Source organism: Streptomyces sp. NBC_00513, assembly GCF_041431415.1.
Lineage (GTDB): Bacteria > Actinomycetota > Actinomycetes > Streptomycetales > Streptomycetaceae > Streptomyces.
This window is the reverse complement of the sequence record NZ_CP107845.1, coordinates 6,424,812-6,443,512: the sequence shown is the minus strand read 5'-3', so window position 1 is coordinate 6,443,512 and position 18,701 is coordinate 6,424,812. Positions and strand designations below refer to the sequence as shown.

The following is an 18,701-nucleotide window of genomic DNA, read 5'->3' as shown; positions in this document are numbered from 1 at the left end:
CTGCCCGCACGGCCCGCACCCCCACAGCACGGCCCGTACGGCCCACGCGTCGCCCCGCACGACACCGCCCCGCAGGGCCTCGCGCGCCCCACCGCGAGGCGCCGGTGCGCGCACCGGGCCACGTGACACGACACGTCCGGCACGACCTCACACGGCACGGCACGGCACCACGGACCGCGCACCACCGCCCGCGCACCACCGCCCGCGCAGCAACCGCACCGCACCGGAACGCACCGGAAGAAGGAGCGCCCGTGACCCCCCACCCCGCGCAGCCCCCCGCCACCCGTGACCTGGTCATCGCGGCCGGACCCTTCGAGGAACCGCACCCCCGGATCGTCACCGCCGCCGAGCGCGCCGGGGCCCTCGGGCTGCTCGACCTGGGCCGGGACCCCGAACCGGCGCGGGCCGCCTTCGCGGAGCTCGGGCGGCGGCTCGACGGCCGGCCGTACGGGGTGCGGGTACCGGTGGGCTGTCCGCTGGGCCCCGGGGAACTTCCGGCCCAGGTGGACACGGTGTTGCTCGCCGATGTCGCGGAGCACACCCCGGGTCGGGTGGCCGCCTGGGCGGCGGCCCCCGGATCCCCCCGGGTCTGGGCCGAGATCACCGGCCCCGGGGAGGCACGGGCGGCGGTGGCGGCCGGGGTCGGGGCGATCGTGGCCAAGGGGCACGAGGCCGGCGGCCGGGTCGGCTCGACCACCACCTTCGTCCTCCTCCAGCGGCTGCTGGCCGGCCCCGGACCGGGGGTGCCCGTCATCGCGTGCGGGGGCATCGGCCCGCACACGGCGGCGGCCGCCGTCGCGGGCGGGGCCGCCGGCGTGCTGGTCGACGTACAACTGGCCCTGACCGTCGAGGCGGTGGCCGGCCTGCCCGCGGAGGTCGTGGCCGCGCTGCGGGCGATGGACGGTTCCGAGACCCGGCTCGTGGACGGGCACCGGGTGTTCGCCCGGCCCGACCTGCCGCCGCCCGACGGGCCGGCGGCGCGTCTGCTCGGGGCCCGGGACCTGCGGACGCAGTTGCTGCCCGTCGGTCAGGACGGGGGCGTGGCGGACCGGCTGGCCCGAAGGCACCGCACCACGGGCGGGGTGCTCCGGGCCGTCCGGGCCGCCGTCGCCGGGCACATCGGGGATGCCGCCCGGTCGAGACCGTTGCTCGGGTCCCGGGTGGTGGCGCAGGGCCCGATGACCCGGGTCAGCGACCAGGCGGCGTTCGCCGAGGCGGTGGCCGCGGCGGACGGCGTGCCCTACCTCGCGCTCGCCCTGACCCGGGGGGCGCAGGCGCACCGGCTGCTGGCCGAGACCGCGGAGCGGCTCGGGGACCGGCCGTGGGGTGTGGGCCTGCTCGGCTTCGCCCCGCCCGAGCTGCGCCGGGAGCAGCTCGCGGCCGTGGCGCGGGTGCGCCCCCCGTACGCGATCATCGCCGGCGGCACCCCGGCGCAGGCGGCCCCGCTGGAGGCGGCGGGCACGGTGACGCACCTGCACGTCCCCTCGCCCGGACTGCTGGAGCGGTATCTCGCCGAGGGGGCACGGCGGTTCGTCTTCGAGGGGTCGGAGTGCGGCGGGCACGTCGGCCCGCGCGCCTCGTTCCCGCTGTGGGAGGAGCAGATCGAACGGCTGCTGTCCTGCGCCGAACCGGCCCGGCTGGACATCCTGTTCGCGGGTGGCATCCACGACGAGCGGTCCGCCGCGATGGCGGTGACGGCCGCCGCTCCGCTGGCCGCCCGGGGGGCCCGCGTCGGCGTACTGATGGGCACCGCCTACCTGTTCACCCGGGAGGCGGTGGCGGCGGGCGCGATCCTGCCGGGCTTCCAGCGGACGGCGGTGGAGTGCGAGGAGACCGTCCTGTTGCACACCGCGCCGGGCCACGCCACCCGCTGCGCGCAGACCCCGTACGCGGTGACGTTCGAGGAGACCCGACGGCGACTCGCCGAGGACGGAACCGAACCGCGCGAGATGTGGGAGGAGTTGGAGCGGCTGAATCTGGGCCGACTCCGGATCGCCGGCAAGGGGGTGCGTCGGGGTACGGCCGGCCTGGAACCGGTCGGCGAGCGGGAGCAGTTGGCGGACGGGCTGTTCATGCTCGGCCAGGCCGCCACCCTGCGCTCCGCGACCACGACGGTGGCCGCGCTGCACGCCCAGGTCACCCGGGGGGCGACGGAGTTCCTGGACCGGCGGGCCGCCGAGACGGCCGGAGCGGCCGAGGAGGAGGCCGGTCCCGTCGCCGAACCGCTCGACGTCGCCATCGTCGGAATGGCCTGCGCCTACCCGGGGGCGCCGGGGCTGGACTCGTACTGGTCGCAGATCCTGGCCGGCCGGGACGCCGTCACCGAGGTCCCGGTCGAGCGGTGGGACCCGGGGCTCTACTACGATCCCGACCCGGCCCGGGCCGGGGAGCGCACCCCTTCCCGCTGGGGCGGCTTCCTGGCGCCGGTGCCGTTCGACGCCCTCGCCCACGGCATTCCGCCGACCTCGCTGGCCGGCATCGAACCGGTGCAGCTCCTGGCCCTGGAGATCTCCGCGCGGGCGCTCGGCGACGCCGGGTACGGCCGGGGGCGGGAGTTCGACCGTTCGCGGACCTCGGTGGTCTTCGGCGCCGAGGCGGGCACCGAGCTGGCGGGCGCGTACGGGTTGCGCGCGCTGTATCCGGCCTATCTGGGCGAGCTGCCGCCCGCTCTGGACGAGCAGTTGCCCCGGCTGACGGAGGACTCCTTCCCGGGCATCCTCGCGAACGTGATCGCGGGGCGGGTCGCGAACCGTCTCGACCTGGGCGGCGCCAACTGCACCGTGGACGCGGCCTGCGCCTCCTCGTTGGCCGCCCTCGACCTGGCCTGCCGACAACTGCGCGACGGTGACAGCGACATGGTGGTGTGCGGCGGCGCCGACGTGCACAACGGCATCAACGACTACCTGATGTTCGCCTCGGTACGGGCCCTGTCGCCCGGCGGCCGTTGCCGGCCCTTCGACGCCGCCGCGGACGGGATAGCGCTCGGCGAGGGGGTGGGCGCCCTGGTGCTGAAGCGGCTGGCGGACGCGGAGCGCGACGGCGACCGGGTGTACGCGGTGATCAAGGCGGTCGGCGCGTCGAGCGACGGCCGGTCGCTGGGGCTGACCGCGCCCCGACCGGAGGGGCAACGCCGGGCCCTGGAACGGGCGTACGCGCGAGCCGGCGTCACTCCGGCCGACGTGGGGCTGATCGAGGCCCACGGTACCGGGACCGTGGTCGGCGACAGCACCGAACTGGCCGTACTGAGCGAGCTGTTCACCGCGTCGGGGGCCGAGCCGGGATCGTGCGCCCTGGGGTCGGTCAAATCGCAGATCGGCCACACCAAGTGCGCGGCCGGGCTGGCCGGGCTGATCAAGGCCGCGTGGGCCGTGCACACGGGAATCCGACCCCCGACCGCGCATCTGAGCACGCCGAACGCGGCCTGGCGGTCCGAGGACGGCCCGTTCGTCTTCGACACCGAGGCCCGGCCGTGGGCAGTGCCGGTGGAACGGCGGATCGCGGGCGTCAGCGCGTTCGGCTTCGGAGGCACCAACTACCACGCCGTGCTTGCCGGTTACGGTGGCGCGCAGGAGCCGGCCCACGGGCTGGAGGAGTGGCCGGCGGAGCTGTTCTGCTTCCGGGGCGAGGACCGGCGGGCCGCGGGGCGGGCGATGGCACGGCTCGCCGCCCGGCTGGAGGAGAACGACGCGGCCGGCCGGCCCTGGGCCCTGCGGGACCTCGCGGCGGAGGCCTGCATGTCCGGCACCGGACCGGTGCGGGTGGCCGTGGTCGCCGCCGACGCGGACGAACTCGCGGTCAGGCTGGAGCAGGCCCGCGGCTTCGCCCCCGGCGCGGGGGTCCACGTACGGGAGGAGGCGGCCGACCCGGGCGGGGTGGCGTTCCTCTTCCCCGGGCAGGGCAGCCAACGCGTGGGAATGCTGGGGGACTTGTTCATGGCGTTCCCCGCCTTGCGCGGGCTGCTGGACGAGGCCCCCGACGGGGTGGCGGGCGCGATGTTCCCGCCGGCCGCGTTCACCGCGCCGGCCCGGTCCGCCCAGCGGGCGGCCGTCACAGACACCCGGGTGGCCCAGCCCGCCCTCGGGCTGGCCGGCGCCGCGGCGCACCTGCTGCTCGGCCGGTTCGGCGTCCGGCCGGACTGTGTCGCCGGGCACTCGTACGGGGAGCTGACCGCGCTGTGGGCGGCGGGCGCGTACGACACGGCGAGCCTGGCGCGGCTGAGCACGCGCCGGGCCGAGGCGATCCTGGCGGCGGCCGGGGCGGATCCCGGGGCCATGGCGGCGGTGTCCGCGGCGCCGGAGGAGGTTCGGGACGTCGCGGCGCGGGCCGGGTGCGTGGTGGCGAACCACAACGCGCCCCGGCAGTGCGTGATCTCCGGCCGGACGGAGGCCGTGGCCGAGGCGGTGGCCGCTCTCCGGGCGGCCGGACTCGCGGCCGAACTCCTGCCGGTGGCCTGCGCGTTCCATAGCGAGGTGGTGGCCGGGGCCGAGTCCGCGCTCGCCGCCGAACTGGCGGCGACGGCGGTGTCCGGGCCGACCGTCCCCGTGTGGTCGAACACCACGGCGGCCCCGTACCCGGCCGACGCCGAGGGGGTGCGCGGCCTCCTGGCGGGTCAGGTGGCGCGGCCGGTCCGGTTCGTCGACGAGTTGGAGGCCATGTACGCGGCCGGCGTCCGGACGTTCGTGGAAGCGGGGCCGGGCCGGGTGCTGTCCGGTCTGACGGCCCGGATCCTGGGCGATCGTCCGCACACGGTGGTGCCGTTGGACGTGCCCGGCGAGCACGGTCTGGTCCGGCTGGTCACCGCGCTGGCCGAGCTGGCCGCGGCCGGGGTCCCGATCGACCCCGAAGCCCTGTTCCGCGGCCGGACCGCGGCGCTGCCGGACCGGGCGCCGCGACGCCCGGGCTGGCTGGTGGACGGCCACCTGGTCCGCACCTCGGCCGGCACCCCGATCCCGGGCGGCCTCCGCCCCGCCCACCGCATCCCCCGACCGGAGGCACCGATGAGCCCGCAGAGCGCCGCCGACCAGAACGGTTCCCCCCTTCCTCCCCTTCGCCCCCGCCCCGTCGCGACCCCGGCTCCCCCGACGAGGCCCGGCATCGCGGCCGGCGACGGCCACGGGCCGACCGCGGCCCCCGGCCCCCGCGACGAGGCCGTGCTGGAGTACCTCCGCGGCTCCCGCCTGCTGATCGAGGCCCAACGCGAGGTCCTGCTCGGCTACCTGGGTCGACCCGACCCCGGTGCGAGCGCCCCGGCCGACCGGGGGCCGGGCGCCCCCGCCCGGCCCGAACCGGACGCGGCGTGGGACGACGGCTCCGCGTGGACCGACGGCCCGGCGTGGACCGACGGCCCGGCGTGGGTCGGGGCGGGGCCCGACGGACACGTACCCGCCGCGGGGGGCCCGGGCCGTTCCCCCGACCCGTGGCGGTCGGCGCCGGTCAACGGCCGGGAACCGGCGGCGGCCACGGCGACCGTGCCCGGCGGCGTGGTGGCGATCGAGGCGGCGCACCCCGATCCGTGGCGGCCGGCCGGCCCCCACCCCTTCGACGGCCCGGTGGACCGGCCGGGCGCCCCGGCGACCGCCGCGTCGGCGCCGCTGACCGCGGGCGAGGTGATGGACGTCGTCCTGGACATCGTGCACACGCGGACCGGCTATCCCCTCGACATGCTCGACCCCGCGCTGGACCTGGAGGCCGACCTGTCCATCGACTCCATCAAGCGGGTCGAGATCATCGGCGCCCTCGCCGACCGGATCGGCCTGCCCCGGGAGCCGGACGGATCCGCCGAGTCGGCCGTCGAGGAACTCTCCCGTCTAAAGACCCTGCGCGGCGTCGTCGACTGGGTCGTGTCCCACACCACGTCATCCGCCGACGGGCCCGACACCGCGACCGCCGGCGCCCGGGCCCACGCCACCGGCACCCCGGCGGCCGCCTCGACGTCGGCCGGCGCCCGGTCCGAGGAGCGCGCGCCCCGCCCCGCCGGGCCGCGACCGCGCCGCATGCGCGTGGACCTCGTACCCGTCGCACCGCCCGGCGGGGATCCGGCCGACCTGCGCGGGCTGCGGGTCGGGATCGTCGAGGACGGGCAGGGGGTGGCTCTCGCGCTGGGCGGGGCGTTGGAGTCCCTCGGGGTCGAGGTGCGGTTGCTGTCCGCACCCGAGGCCGGCCACGACGGGCTCGTCGACCTGTCCGCGCTGCGGGCCGGGCAGGGCGCGGGGCGGGAACCCGTCCTGCCCGGCGCCTTCGCCGGGCTCCAGCGGGCCCTCGTCGGCGGTGTGGGCCGGCTGATCCTCGCCGCCACCCCCGACTCGGGCCTGCACGGCTTCGCCCGCAGCGCCGCCCTGGAGTTCCCCGGCGCCCTGATCCGAGCGGTCGGAGTACACCCGAAGGAGGACCCGGCTCGCGTCGCCGCGCAGCTCGTCGCCGAGTTGAGCGACACCGCCGAGGCCCGGGACCGGTACGGAGCCGATGCGAACACCGACGCCGAGAGTGACGACGAGCATGACGGTCGTGACCCGGGCGCCGGCACCGCCGCCGCCGCCCTCCACTCCGTCGTCTACACCGCCGACGGAGCCCGCGTCACCGCCCGGCCCGTACCGGCGGACCTCACCCCCTCCGGTTCGGCGCCACCCCTCGGCCGCGACTCCGTCGTCCTTCTCACCGGCGGCGCCCGGGGAATCACCGCCCGGACCGCGCTCGCCCTTGCCCGCGCCACCGGTTGCCACGTCGAGCTCGTCGGGCGCACTCCCGAGCCGACGGCCGCCGAGGACGAGCGGTACGGGCAGGCCACGGACCGGGTGGCGCTGCGCGCCGCGCTGGTGGCGGCGGGGTTGCGCACTCCCGCCGAGATCGAGGCCGCCGCCTCCCGGATCCTCGCCGAGCGGGAGGTGCGGGCCACGCTGGCGGCCCTCGCCGGTGTCGCCGCCTCCGTGCGCTACCACCGCGCCGACGTCACCGACGAGCGGGCCGTGCGGGCGGTCGTGGCGGCCGTCCGGGCCCGGCACGGCCGGCTCGACGGCATCGTGCACGGCGCCGGCACCCTTCGCGACGGACTGCTGCGGGACAAGCGTCCGGAGGCCTTCGCCGAGGTGTTCACCACCAAGGTGGCCGGCGCCCGGCATCTCGCCGCGGCCGTCGCCGAGCACGGCGACACGCCCGCCCCCGCCTTCCTGGCTCTCTTCGGCAGCGTGTCCGGGGTGTACGGCAACCGGGGCCAGTGCGACTACGCCGCCGCCAACGACGCCCTCGACGGTCTCGCCCACACCTGGGCCGCGGGCTTTCCCGGCCGGGTGCTGTCCGTCGACTGGGGTCCCTGGGCGGCCGGGTCGGGCGGCATGGTCACTCCCGAGTTGGAGCGTGCGTACGGCCGCCGCGGCATCGCGGTGCTCAGCCCCGAGGCGGGTACCGCCGCCTTCCTCGCCGAACTCGCGGACGGCCACGACGTACAGGTCGTCCTGACGGCGGCGCTGGACGAGGGGCACGGTGGTACCGGAGACGGAGCGGGAACCGTGCGCGAAGCCGGCACCGGCCACGACGACGGAACCGGCTTCGGGACCGGCTTCGGGACCGGGGAGCGCCGTGACTGACGGCCCGCGGCGCGGGCCGCGACCGACCGACGCCGCCATCGTGGGGATGGGCGCGGTCTTCCCCGGGGCCCCGGACCTGGCCGCCTACCGCCGCAATCTGCTCGCCGGAACGGATTCGATCGGCGAGGTCCCGCCCGGCCGCTGGGATCCCGAGGTCTACTACGACCCCGCCGGGGCCACCGGGCCGGCGCGCGGGGACCGTTTCTACTGCCGACGGGGCGGCTTCATCGACGGGCCGGCCGCCTTCGATCCGACACGTTTCGGGATCATGCCGTCGGCGGTCGAAGGGGCCGAGCCCGACCAGCTCCTGGCCCTGCACGTCACGGCCGAGGCGGTCGCCGACGCGGGTGGCGAGGACCGGCTGCCGGCCGACCGGTCGCGGATCGGGGTGGTGTTGGGGCGCGGCGGGTTCATGGGGGTTGCCACCGCCCGCTTGGACCAACGGGTGCGCACGGCACACCAGTTGGCGCAGACCTTGCGTGAGGTGGCGCCGGAGCTGGGGGAGCGACGCATCGCCGAGGTGCGCTCCGCGTTCCAGGACGCTCTGGGTCCGGATCGACCCGACGCCTCGATCGGGCTCGTGCCGAGCTTCACCGCCGCCCGGACGGCGAACCGGTTGGACTTCCGGGGCCCGGCCTACACCCTGGACGCGGCCTGCGCCTCCTCGCTCCTCGCGGTGGACCAGGCGGTGGGGCTGCTGGCGGGTGGGCGCTGTGACGTGGTGGTCGCCGGGGCGGTGCACCACTGCCACATCGCCACGCTGTGGAGCGTGTTCACCCAGTTGCGGGCGTTGAGTCCGACCGAGCGGATCCGCCCCTTCGACCGGCGGGCCGACGGAACGCTGCTCTCGGAGGGCACCGGGGTGGTGCTGCTGAAGCGGCTCGCCGACGCGGAGCGGGACGGGGACCGGATCTACGCGGTGATCCGGGGTACGGGGGTCGCCGGGGACGGGCGCGCGGCGAGCCTGATGAGCCCGCTCGTGACGGGGCAGGTACAGGCGCTCGAACGGGCCTGGCGGGAAGCCGACTTGGATCCTCGCTCCCCCGGGGCGTTGGGGCTTCTGGAGGCGCACGGTACGGGAACCCCGATCGGGGACGCGGCCGAACTGGAGACTTTGGAGCGGGTGTTCGGGGCACCCCAGAACGGGGCGGGGCGGGTCGGCTTCGGGTCGGTCAAGTCGATGCTGGGGCACACCATGCAGGCTTCGGGCATCGCCGGGTTGATCAAGGCGGCGCTGGCGGTGCACGAGGGAGTCCTGCCGCCCACCCTGCACCTGGAGGAGCCGCACCCGGACCTGGCCCGTACACGGATGCGGCCGGTGACGGAGGCCGAGCCGTGGGAACGCGGCCCCGAGCCCCGGCGGGCCGGCGTCAACGCGTTCGGGTTCGGTGGAATCAACGCGCATGTGGTGCTGGAGGAGGCCCCGGGCGCCTCCGCGAACCCCGGCGGCGCGCCGAGACCCGCGCCGCCGGTGCGCCGCTTCCTGCCGATGGGCTCGCCGCCCCCGACTCCGACCGCGACCGCGACCGGGGCGCGGGGACGGGAGGACGTGCTCCTGCTCGCCGGGGAGAGTACGGCCGACGTGGCCGAACTCCTGGCCTCGGGCGCGCCCTCGGATCTGTTGGGGGCGGCGTCCGGGGACGGCCCGTGCCGGCTCGCGGTGGTCGGGCCCACATCGCAACGGCTCGCGCTGGCCGCGAAGGTGCTGGCGCGCGGGCGGACGTGGCACGGCCGGGGGGACGTGTGGTTCACTCCCGAACCCCTGGGCGGCCGGATCGCGTTCCTCTACCCGGGCCTGGAACCGGAGTTCGCGCCGGTCGCCGACGACGTCGCGGACCTGCTCGGCCTGGACCGCCCCCGGCTCGGACGGGGCGGGGAGTTGATGGAACGGGCTTTGGACGCCATCGAAGCGGGCCGGTTCTTCGGCCGCGCCCTCGGTGAAGTGGGCATCGAGGCGGACGTGTCGGCCGGTCACAGCCTGGGCGAATGGGCCGCGATGGTGGCGGCCGGGATGTACCCGCGGGAGGCCGTCGACACCTTCCTCGCCTCGTTGCGGCCGGGCTCGCTGAAGGTACCGGACCTCGTGTACGCGGCACTGGGCTGTGGGGCGCGGCGGGCCGAGGCGGCGATTCACGGCGAGGACGGGGTGGTGGTCAGCCACGACAACTGCCCGCACCAGTCGGTGGTGTGCGGGGATCCCGCCGGGGTCGCCCGGGTCGTGGCGCGGCTGCGGGCCGAGGGGGTGATGGGCCGGGAACTCCCGTTCCGCTCGGGTTTCCACACGCCGATGTGGGAGCCGTACCTGGGGCAGGTACGGGCGGCGTTCGACCGGCTCCCGCTGCGGCCGGCCGCGGCGGGGCGGGTCTGGTCGGCGACGACGGTGTCCCCGTTCCCGGCGGCGGCCGAGGAGGTACGCGAGTTGGTGGTGCGGCACCTGCTGGAGCCGGTGCGCTTCCGCGAGTTGACGCTGCGGATGTACGAGGAGGCCGGGGTGCGGCACTTCGTGACGCTGGGACCGGGGAGCCTGCCGGGGTTCGTCGAGGACACCCTGCGGGACCGGCCGCACCTGTCGGTGGCCGCTTCCTCGCCCCGCCTTTCGGGCGTGGCGGCGCTGCGACGGGCGTGCGCGGCGCTGTGGACGCAGGGGCAGGCGCCGAAGTGGGACCGGCTGTCGCAGGACACCCAGCCGGACCCGCTCACGACGCCGGACCCGAACGCGACCCTCACGACCATCGCCCCGCCCGTGCCGGCGAGCCCGGTCGAGCCGGTGGGCCGGCCGGTGGTGTCCCGCGCGATGCCGCTGGACCTGGGCTCCCCGCTGGTCCGCCTCTCCCCCGCCGCCCTGACCCGGCTGCGTGCCCGTGGCCCGGCCGGGGCCGCGAGCCCAGCCGGTCCCGCGAGCCCGGCCGGCGGCCAGGCCGAGGCCCCGTACCGCGGTGGCGCGAAGGACAGTGGTGGTGGCGGTGCGGAACAGGCCTCGGGCAGGGCGGTCCTGCGGCTCGGTCTCGACACGCTGCCCTATGTGCGGGACCACCGGGTCTACCTCCAGCCGGCCGGCTGGCCGGAGGAGTCCGACTGGTTCCCCGTCGTGCCCATGACCACCATGTTGGAACTGGCCTCGCAGGCCGCTCTGGCCCACATCGCCCGCTCCGACCGCTCCGACCGCTCCGACCACGACGGTGTCGAGGTCGTCGGCTACGAGGACGTCCGCGCCCTGCGCTGGCTCCCCGTCGAGCCCGCCCACGACATCGAGGTCCGCACCCGCTTGAACGGTCCCGGGCGCGTCCACGTCGCTCTGGGCGAGTACGCCACCGTCGTCGTGCTGATCGGCCGGTCCTTCGACCCGGCGCCGGCGCCCGACCCCACGCCGCTGCGCGACCCCGGCCCCGCCCCCGTCAGCGCGGACGCGCTCTACCGTGACCGGTGGATGTTCCACGGCCCCCGCTTCGCCGGCGTGCACGAGGTCCGCACCGTGGCCGCCGACGGCATCCGGGGCGTGCTGCGCGCCCTCCCGGACCCGGGGGCGCTGCTCGACGCCGCCGGGCAGTTGTTCGGGCACTGGATGCAGCTCCGGCTGCCGGTGGACCGGCTCGTGTTCCCCGCCACCGTCGACCGGGTCCGTTTCCACGGGCCGCCGCCCCCGCCGCACGCCCTGGTGGCGGCCACCGCCCGAATCCGGGAGGTCCGAGGGACCACCGTTCGGGGCGATCTCGAACTGTGCCGTCCCGACGGCCGGGTCTGGGCGCGGATCGACGGCTGGACGTACCGGCGCTTCGGCGCCGACGAGCGGGTGTGGCCGATGAAGTTCACCCCGGAGGTCTGCGGGATCGGTGAGCCGCAGCCCGCCGGATGGTGTCTGGCCCGCCGCCGGTGGACGGATCCCGCGTCGCAGGAGCTGGTGATGCGCCGCTATCTCGGGGCGGCCGAGCGGGCCGTGTACGAGCGGCGCTCACCACGGGAGCGGCCCGGCTGGCTGCTCGGCCGGATCGCGGCCAAGGACGCGCTGCGGGGTCTGTTGTGGGACGGCGGCGCCGGCGCCGTGTTCCCGGTGGAGGTACCGGTCGGCAACGATCCGTCGGGACGCCCCGTACCGGAAGGGCCGCTGGTCAGTGGAGTTCACCTCTCGATCGCGCACAAGGACCGGCTCGCGGTCGCCCTGGCCCACCGCACCCGGCCCGTCGGGGTGGACGTGGAGACGGTGACCACCGATCCCGACGCCCTGACGCGGATCGCCCTGGGTCCGGGCGAACGGGCCCTGGCCGAACGGCTGGCCGCCCTCGACGGGGGCACTCTGCCGGCCGCGCTCACCACGCTCTGGTGTGCCAAGGAGGCCGCCGCGAAGGCGGAGGGCACCGGTCTCGCCGGTCGCCCCCGCGACTGGCGGGTGTCGGGCGATCCCGGATCCGGCGTCCTGCGCGTGGTGTCCCCCGCCCGCGTCGTCCACACGGTCCGCTTCGACACGATTCCCGCGAGTCACCCCACCCCCCTCGATCACCTCGTCGCCTGGACGGAGCCCCACCATGACCACTGACATCCTCGCCGAGATCACCGACATGCTCGTGGAGATCGTCGGCGACGAGTTCCTCGTCGCCCAGGAGGTCACGATGCGCACCACCTTCAACGAGGATCTCGCCCTGGAGAGCATCGAGTTCGTGGCGCTCGCCGAGTCGCTGCACCACCGCTACGGCGCCGAGGTCGACCTGATGGGCTTCCTCGCGGAGAAGGACATGGACGGCATCCTCGCCATGTCGGTGGGCGAGATCGTCGAGCACATCGCCCGGGTGACGCACGGTTCCCTCGCGCGGGCGGCCGGCTCCCCCGCAACCGCCACCACCGCCGCCTCGGCCGGCTGAGCCGCCGCCGTGTCCTTCGTACACGCGAACGGCCTGCGCTTCCACGTCCAGCGGCTCCCGGCCGACGCCGGGGCCGACGCCGACCGCCGACCCGTGGTGGTCTTCCTGCACGGTCTCGTCGTCGACAACCTGTCCTCCTTCTACTGTCCGCTGGCCGTCCCGGTGGCCCGGTCCGGGTTCGAGACCGTGCTGTACGACCTGCGCGGGCACGGCCGCTCGGAGCGGCCGGCCACCGGGTACGACAGCGACACGGCCGTACGCGATCTCGTGGCCCTGCTCGACGCCCTGGGCCTCGGGAACCGGCCGACGCACCTCGTCGGCAACAGTTACGGCGCGACCCTCGCCGTGCACGCCGCGCTGGCCCGCCCCGACCTGGTCGTCGGGCTGACCCTGCTCGAACCGCCGCTCGCCGGGGCCTGGGTGGAGAACATGGTGGACACCCTGTCGGCCGCCGCGTTGAGCCTGGAGGACAGCCCGGTGCCGGCCGAGCTGCTCACCCTTCGGTTGCGGAAGGCCGCGAACCTCACCTCGATCGCGGACGACCTGCTCAACCGGACCAGCCTGATCGACGACATCGCGGCCAGTCGCGTCTTCACCCCGGCCGACTACGCCCGGTTGCGCTGCCCGACCTCGACGCTGTGCGGGGAGCACTCCGAACTGCTGCCGGGCGGCCGGACATTGGCCGACCACGCCCTGCGGGCGACGCTGACGGTGCTGCCGGGCCTGGGGCACGACGTACTCAAGGAGAGCAGTGGAGTCCTGCGGGAGACCGTGCTCGCCCACCTCCAGACGACGGCCGCGTCGCGGGCGCGGACGGGAGCTCTGATCCGATGAGGGTGCTCTTCACGGTTCCGCCGCTCGCGGGGCACGTCAATCCGACCGCGGCCGTCGGGGCGGAACTCGCCTCGCGGGGGCACGAGGTCGCCTGGACGGGGCCGCCCGCGGAACTCGCCCGGCTGCTCCCCCCGCACGCGCGGATCCTCCCCGCCGGCGAGCACCTCGCGGGTGGCTACGCCGGGCTGCACGAGCGGTGGCGCGATCTGCGCGGGGTGGCAGCGCTGCGCTTCCTGTGGCAGGAGGCGCTGATACCGCTGGCCCGGGCGATGGAACCGGGGGTACGTGCCGCGGCCTCGGAGTTCGCGCCGGATGTGCTGGTCGCCGACCAACAGACCCTGGCCGGGCCGCTCGTGGCACGTGGGCTCGGGATCCCCTGGGTGACGTCGGCCAGCACCTCCGCCGAACTCACCCGGCCCTTCGCCGGTTTCCCCAAGGTCGGGGAATGGGTGTCGCAGCGGATCGGCGCGCTGCTGAGCGAGTACGGCTCGGACGACGGCGGCTGGGATCCGCGCTTCTCCGATCGGCTGGTGTGGGTGTTCTCCACACCCGAGTTGGTGGGTACCGGCGCCGACGTTCCGCCGCACCACGCCTATGTGGGTCCGGCCTTCGGGGCCCGGCCGGCGGCGCCCGACTTCCCCTGGCGGCGACTGGACCCGGCGCGCCGGCGGGTCCTGGTGTCGTTGGGCACGCTCAACCAGGAGGCCGGGATCCGTTTCTACCGCTCGGTGCTCGGAGCCGCCGAACACCTCTCCGAGGAAGTCCAGTTGGTGGTGTCCGCGCCCGCATCCGCGCTCGGGGGCCGGACGCCCGCGAACGTGCTGGTCCAGGACGGCGTTCCGCAACTGGAGCTGTTGCCGCACCTGGACGCGGTGGTCAGCCACGGCGGCCACAACACCGTCTGCGAGGCACTCGCGCACGGACTGCCGCTGGTGGTCGCGCCCATCCGGGACGACCAGCCGATCGTGGCCCGTCAGGTCGTCGAGGCGGGCGCCGGCGTCCGGGTGCGGTTCGGTCGGACGGGGCCCGAGGAACTGCGCGACGCGCTCACGGCCGTGCTGGACGATCCCGGCCCCCGCCGGGCCGCCCGCCGCATCCAGGCCTCCTTCGCCGCGGCCGGCGGGGCCGCCGCCGCGGCCGACCGGTTGGAGAAGTTGTCATGACGCCACCCCCTTCGCGCCGGATCCGGTGGACCTCCGCCGCGGTCCTGGTCGCCCTCGGCGCGGGCACGGTCCGTTCCCACCGCAGGCTGCGTGCCCTCCCGGTGCTGCCCACGATCCCGCCGGCGGACTCGACCGGGGTGCCGCGCGCGGCCGGATGGCACCTGCTGACGGCGCGCGGGGTCGAGCCCGATCCGGCGACCTTCCTGGCGGCCTGCGCGCACGCCGACCGGGAGGGCCTGCGGGTGCTCGACCTGCTGCCCGGCGATCTGGCCGTCGAGCGCGCCCTCGGGCTGCTGCGGCTGGTCGATCCGACCCGGTACGGGGCCGACCGGCTGGGCGAGGGCCGCGGCGCCGGGTTCGCCGTGCTGGTCGCGGAGGAGGTGCTGACCCGGGCGGGGGTGGAGCCGGGCGGCGCGCCCCCGGAGCCTACGGAACTCCTCGCGCTGGTGCGTCGCTTGAAGGAGTACGCGCCCGCCGCGACGGGACTGGCCGTCGCGCCGGCGCTCCGCGCGGGCCGCCGGCCGGAGCCGACGGGCGCGGTACGGGCCGCCGAGCTGCGGGCGCAGGGCCTGCCGGCGGGCACGGTCGTCGCGGCGCAGCTCGCCGGGCTGGCCCTGCTCGCGGCCGTCGCCGCACGGCAGGGCCGGTGGGGCGCCGCCGCCGCGGGGCTGTACTGGCTCCAGCCGTACCTGGTCCTCGCCGGCCCGGGCGCGTCACTGCGCCCCGCCGACCTCGCCGCTGCCGGCGCCGTCCGGCCGGCGCGCGCGCTCGGCGCGGCCCTGCGGACGGCCGCCGACCTCGCCCGCACGTCCCCGCCGGCCGCCGACAAGGACCGGGCCGTCGCCTACCGGGCCGAACTGGCCGCGGGCACCGACCGGTTCCTCGAGGCGCCCCGGCCGGACTGTCCGTGGTGCGGCTCCGGGCGGCTCGCGGTGCGGGTGCGGGTGCCGGACCTCCTCCAGGGCAAACCGGGTCGCTTCACCCTGGAGGAGTGCGGGGACTGCGGACACGTGTTCCAGAACCCCCGACTGACCCTGGAGGGGCTGGAGTTCTATTACCGGGACTTCTACGACGGTCGCGGGGGCGAGAGCGCGGGTTCCGTGTTCGGGCGGCTCGGCGACTCGTACCGCAAGCGCGCCGGGATGCTCGAACCGTACGGCGAGCCGGCGTCCTGGTTGGACGTGGGCACCGGGCACGGACACTTCTGCAACGCGGCGCGGGCCGTGTGGCCGCACACCCGTTTCGACGGGCTGGACATGGGTGACGGGGTCCGGGACGCCGAGCGGCGCGGTTGGGTGGATTCCGGTTTCCAGGGCCAGTTCCCCGAGTTCGCCGCGAAGTTGGCCGGCCAGTACGAGGTGGTGAGCATGTACCACTACCTGGAGCACACCCGGGATCCGCTCGCGGAGCTGGACACCGCGGCCGCCGTACTGGAGCCCGGCGGGTTCCTCGCGATCGAGCTCCCGGATCCGCGGTCGCGGATGGCCCGCCTCCTGGGGTCGGCCTGGCTGCCCTGGTTCCAGCCCCAGCACCAGCACCTGATCCCGGCGGCGAACCTGCGGGAGGCACTGACCGACCGCGGCTTCACGGTTCTGGCCGAGGAACACGGTCCGGCCCACCAGGGCAACGACTTCGTCGGCGCGGTGGCCCTGACCACGACCCGGCTGGTGCCCGACCCGGACCGACCGTGGGCGCCCCCGGCGGGGCCCGGGCGGCGGGCCCTGGCCCGCGCGGTCCGCGCGGCCGCGCTGCCGTGCCTCGCGGGCGCGGTGGTGCTCGACGCGGTCCGCACGGTCGCGGCCCGCCGCATGGACGGTGGCAACGCGTACCGGATGCTGGCCCGCAAGGACGGCGGCGACCCGTACCCGGCGCCGGCCCGCGCGGACGGCGACCCCGCGTACCCGAAGCCTGTCCGCCGGGACGAGCGGTGACGGCGGGCCGGGTGGGCACGGTCGGGCCGGACCTGGCCCGCCGGGCCACCGCCGACCCCCTGTTCCGGTTGGTGGCGTACGCGCTGGAGGCGGCGCACGGACTGCGCCCGACGGCCGTCTGGAGCGCCCCGTACGCCTTCCATCTGGATCGCGAGGTGTGGCCGGCGGGCTCCGGGGGCGGCCCGCACCCCGGTCCCGGGTCGGTCGCGGGCGCCGGCTGGCCGGTCGCGGCGGCCGCCGCGCCGCGAGACGACGGGCTGGTTCGGCTCAGCTCGCTCGCCCACCCGGCCGACGGATGCGATCTGCCGCTCACGCCGTCGGGGCCCGCGCCGAGGACGCCCGCCTGGGCGGTCCGGCCCTACGCGGTGCTGCGGGCGCTGGCCCGCGCCGGATACGGGCGCGGCGGCTGCGACCTGCACGTCCAGGGCTCGTTGACGGAGGCCTCCGGGCTGGACACGGCGGAGTCGGCGGACTGCGCGGTGGCGCTCGCGGTGGCCGACGCGCACACGCCGCCGGGCGTGGATCCGGACCGGGCGGAGCTGGCCGGGCTGCTGGCCGAGGCGCTGCCGGACGGGGACCCGGCCCTGCGCCGCGCGGCCCTGTTCACCCGCCCCGGGCAGGCCCTGCTGCCGGGGGGCGCCGACGCTCACCGGTACGCGTCCTTCGACCCGGCGGCCTCGGGCGCGCGGCTGGTGCTCCTGGTCGTGCGCGGCGACCCGGCCCGATGGGCGACGGAGTCGGCCCGGGCCGTGGACCGGGCCCGCGAGGCCGGGGCGTCGCGGGCCTGGTCGCCCGGGAGGCTCCCGGGACGGAGCGTGCTGATGCTGCTGCCCGAGGAACGCAACACGGCCGTCCGGGCCGCCGTGGCAAGGGAGTTCCGCGATCGGGCGCGCCCGGCGCCCCGGTTCCTGAACATCGCCGTGGCCGGAGCGGCCCGGCGCGAGGAATGAACACCGGCACCCGCCGGCGCCCCTGCCGGCGTCCCGCCGCATCGAGGAGGAGACGTCCATGCCCATCACCGCGAGACAGCGGACCCGAAGGTCCGCGCCGATCGCCGCACTGGGGGCGTTCGTGTTGCTCGCCGCCTTCACCGTCGCCAACTCTCAGGCAGCGGATGGTGGTGCGCGGACCACGCGGACGCGTTCCGTGGCGACCGCCGACGCCGCGCTGCCGAGCTACGACCACGTGGTGGTCGTCGTGTACGAGAACAAGCAGTACGGGGAGATCATCGGCAGCGCGAACGCCCCGTACATCAACCAGTTGGCGAACGAGGGCGCGAGCCTGACCGGTATGAAGGCGCTGACCCATCCCAGCCAGCCGAACTACTTCAACCTCTTCTCCGGCGCCACCCAGGGCATCACCGGCGACGGCTGCTACACCCCGCAGTCGATGACCGCCCTCAACCTGGGCCAGGAGGTCCTCGCTGCGGGCAGGACGTTCGTCACGTACAACGAGGACCTGCCGGGCCAGGGGTCCACGGCCTGTACCAGCGGGCAGTACGCGCAGAAGCACAATCCGTGGTTCGCCTTCAAGAACCTCCCGCTCGACACGGGGAAGACCTGGGCGCAGTTCCCGCAGGGCGATTTCGCGTCGCTGCCGGACCTGTCCTTCGTCGTGCCGAACCAGTGCAACGACATGCACTCCTGCCCGGTGGCCACGGGTGACACCTGGACCAGGAACAACCTCGACGCGTACGCGCGGTGGGCGAAGGCCAACAACAGCCTGCTGGTGCTGACCTGGGACGAGGACAACTACCTCGGCTCGAACCGGATCGCGACCGTCTTCCACGGCGCGAACGTGAAGACCGGCGCGTATGCGAGCGCCTACAACCACCATCACCTGCTGCGCACCCTGGAGGATCTGCTCGGGACGGCGACGCACGCAGGCAACGCGGCCAACGTGGCACCCGTCACGGAGGTGTTCGGCGGCGCCACGGAACCGAGCCCGACGCCCACACCCACGCCGACCCCGACCCCGACCCCGACACCGACCCCCACGCCGACGTCGGGTGATCTGCGGATCGTCGACCCCGGCCCACAGACCTGCCGGTTCAACCAGACCTGCACCATCCGACTCACCACCACCGGAGGCACACCCCCCGTCCGCTACACCACCACCACACTCCCCCGGGGACTCACCCTCGACCCCACCACCGGCCGCATCACCGGCAAACCCTGGACCACCGGAACCCACCCCATCACCGCCACCGCCACCGACCCCACCGGAGCCACCACCCACACCACCTTCACCCTCACCCTCCACTGGTTCTGATCCCCCCGCCGGGGTGGCGCCGGGGCCCGCCGCCGCGCCCGCCGATCGCCGCGCCCCGCGCGACGCGGC

8 protein-coding genes are annotated in these 18,701 nt (G+C 76.0%); all 8 read left to right on the top strand.

Annotated elements, in window-relative coordinates:
• Positions 1–251 precede the first annotated feature (251 nt).
• From OHA84_RS29405 to OHA84_RS29370, 8 genes are read left to right on the top strand one after another with little or no spacing between them, the layout of a single operon-like run.
• Positions 252–7,580, top strand: coding sequence for a type I polyketide synthase (locus tag OHA84_RS29405; protein ID WP_266968985.1), 7,329 nt, complete (start codon positions 252–254; stop codon positions 7,578–7,580).
• Positions 7,573–12,111, top strand: coding sequence for a type I polyketide synthase (locus tag OHA84_RS29400; protein ID WP_266968987.1), 4,539 nt, complete (start codon positions 7,573–7,575; stop codon positions 12,109–12,111). Before OHA84_RS29405 ends, OHA84_RS29400 begins: the two co-directional genes overlap by 8 nt.
• A complete protein-coding gene (locus tag OHA84_RS29395) occupies positions 12,101–12,433 on the top strand; it encodes a hypothetical protein (RefSeq protein WP_053675944.1) in 333 nt (110 codons plus the stop codon). The genes OHA84_RS29400 and OHA84_RS29395 overlap by 11 nt, the downstream gene beginning before the upstream one ends.
• Positions 12,434–12,442: 9 nt before the next feature.
• Positions 12,443–13,267 carry an alpha/beta fold hydrolase gene (locus OHA84_RS29390; RefSeq protein WP_053675942.1) on the top strand — a complete coding sequence of 275 codons (825 nt, stop codon included), beginning with the start codon at positions 12,443–12,445 and terminating at the stop codon, positions 13,265–13,267.
• Entirely contained in the window at positions 13,264–14,430 is a 1,167-nt protein-coding gene (locus OHA84_RS29385) for a glycosyltransferase (RefSeq protein WP_266968989.1), read from the top strand. Before OHA84_RS29390 ends, OHA84_RS29385 begins: the two co-directional genes overlap by 4 nt.
• Positions 14,427–16,361, top strand: coding sequence for a class I SAM-dependent methyltransferase (locus OHA84_RS29380; protein ID WP_266952073.1), 1,935 nt, complete (start codon positions 14,427–14,429; stop codon positions 16,359–16,361). The genes OHA84_RS29385 and OHA84_RS29380 overlap by 4 nt, the downstream gene beginning before the upstream one ends.
• 11 nt (positions 16,362–16,372) lie before the next feature.
• Entirely contained in the window at positions 16,373–17,311 is a 939-nt protein-coding gene (locus OHA84_RS29375; protein ID WP_053675946.1) for a hypothetical protein, read from the top strand.
• A gap of 58 nt (positions 17,312–17,369) precedes the next feature.
• Entirely contained in the window at positions 17,370–18,632 is a 1,263-nt protein-coding gene (locus OHA84_RS29370) for an alkaline phosphatase family protein (RefSeq protein ID WP_323181848.1), read from the top strand.
• Positions 18,633–18,701 lie beyond the last annotated feature (69 nt).

Coding starts and splice junctions, on each gene's coding strand:
- OHA84_RS29370 (WP_323181848.1), top strand. CDS start 17,370: ATGCCCATCACCGCGAGACAGCGGACCCGAAGGTCCGCGCCGATCGCC.
- OHA84_RS29380 (WP_266952073.1), top strand. CDS start 14,427: ATGACGCCACCCCCTTCGCGCCGGATCCGGTGGACCTCCGCCGCGGTC.
- OHA84_RS29395 (WP_053675944.1), top strand. CDS start 12,101: ATGACCACTGACATCCTCGCCGAGATCACCGACATGCTCGTGGAGATC.
- OHA84_RS29385 (WP_266968989.1), top strand. CDS start 13,264: ATGAGGGTGCTCTTCACGGTTCCGCCGCTCGCGGGGCACGTCAATCCG.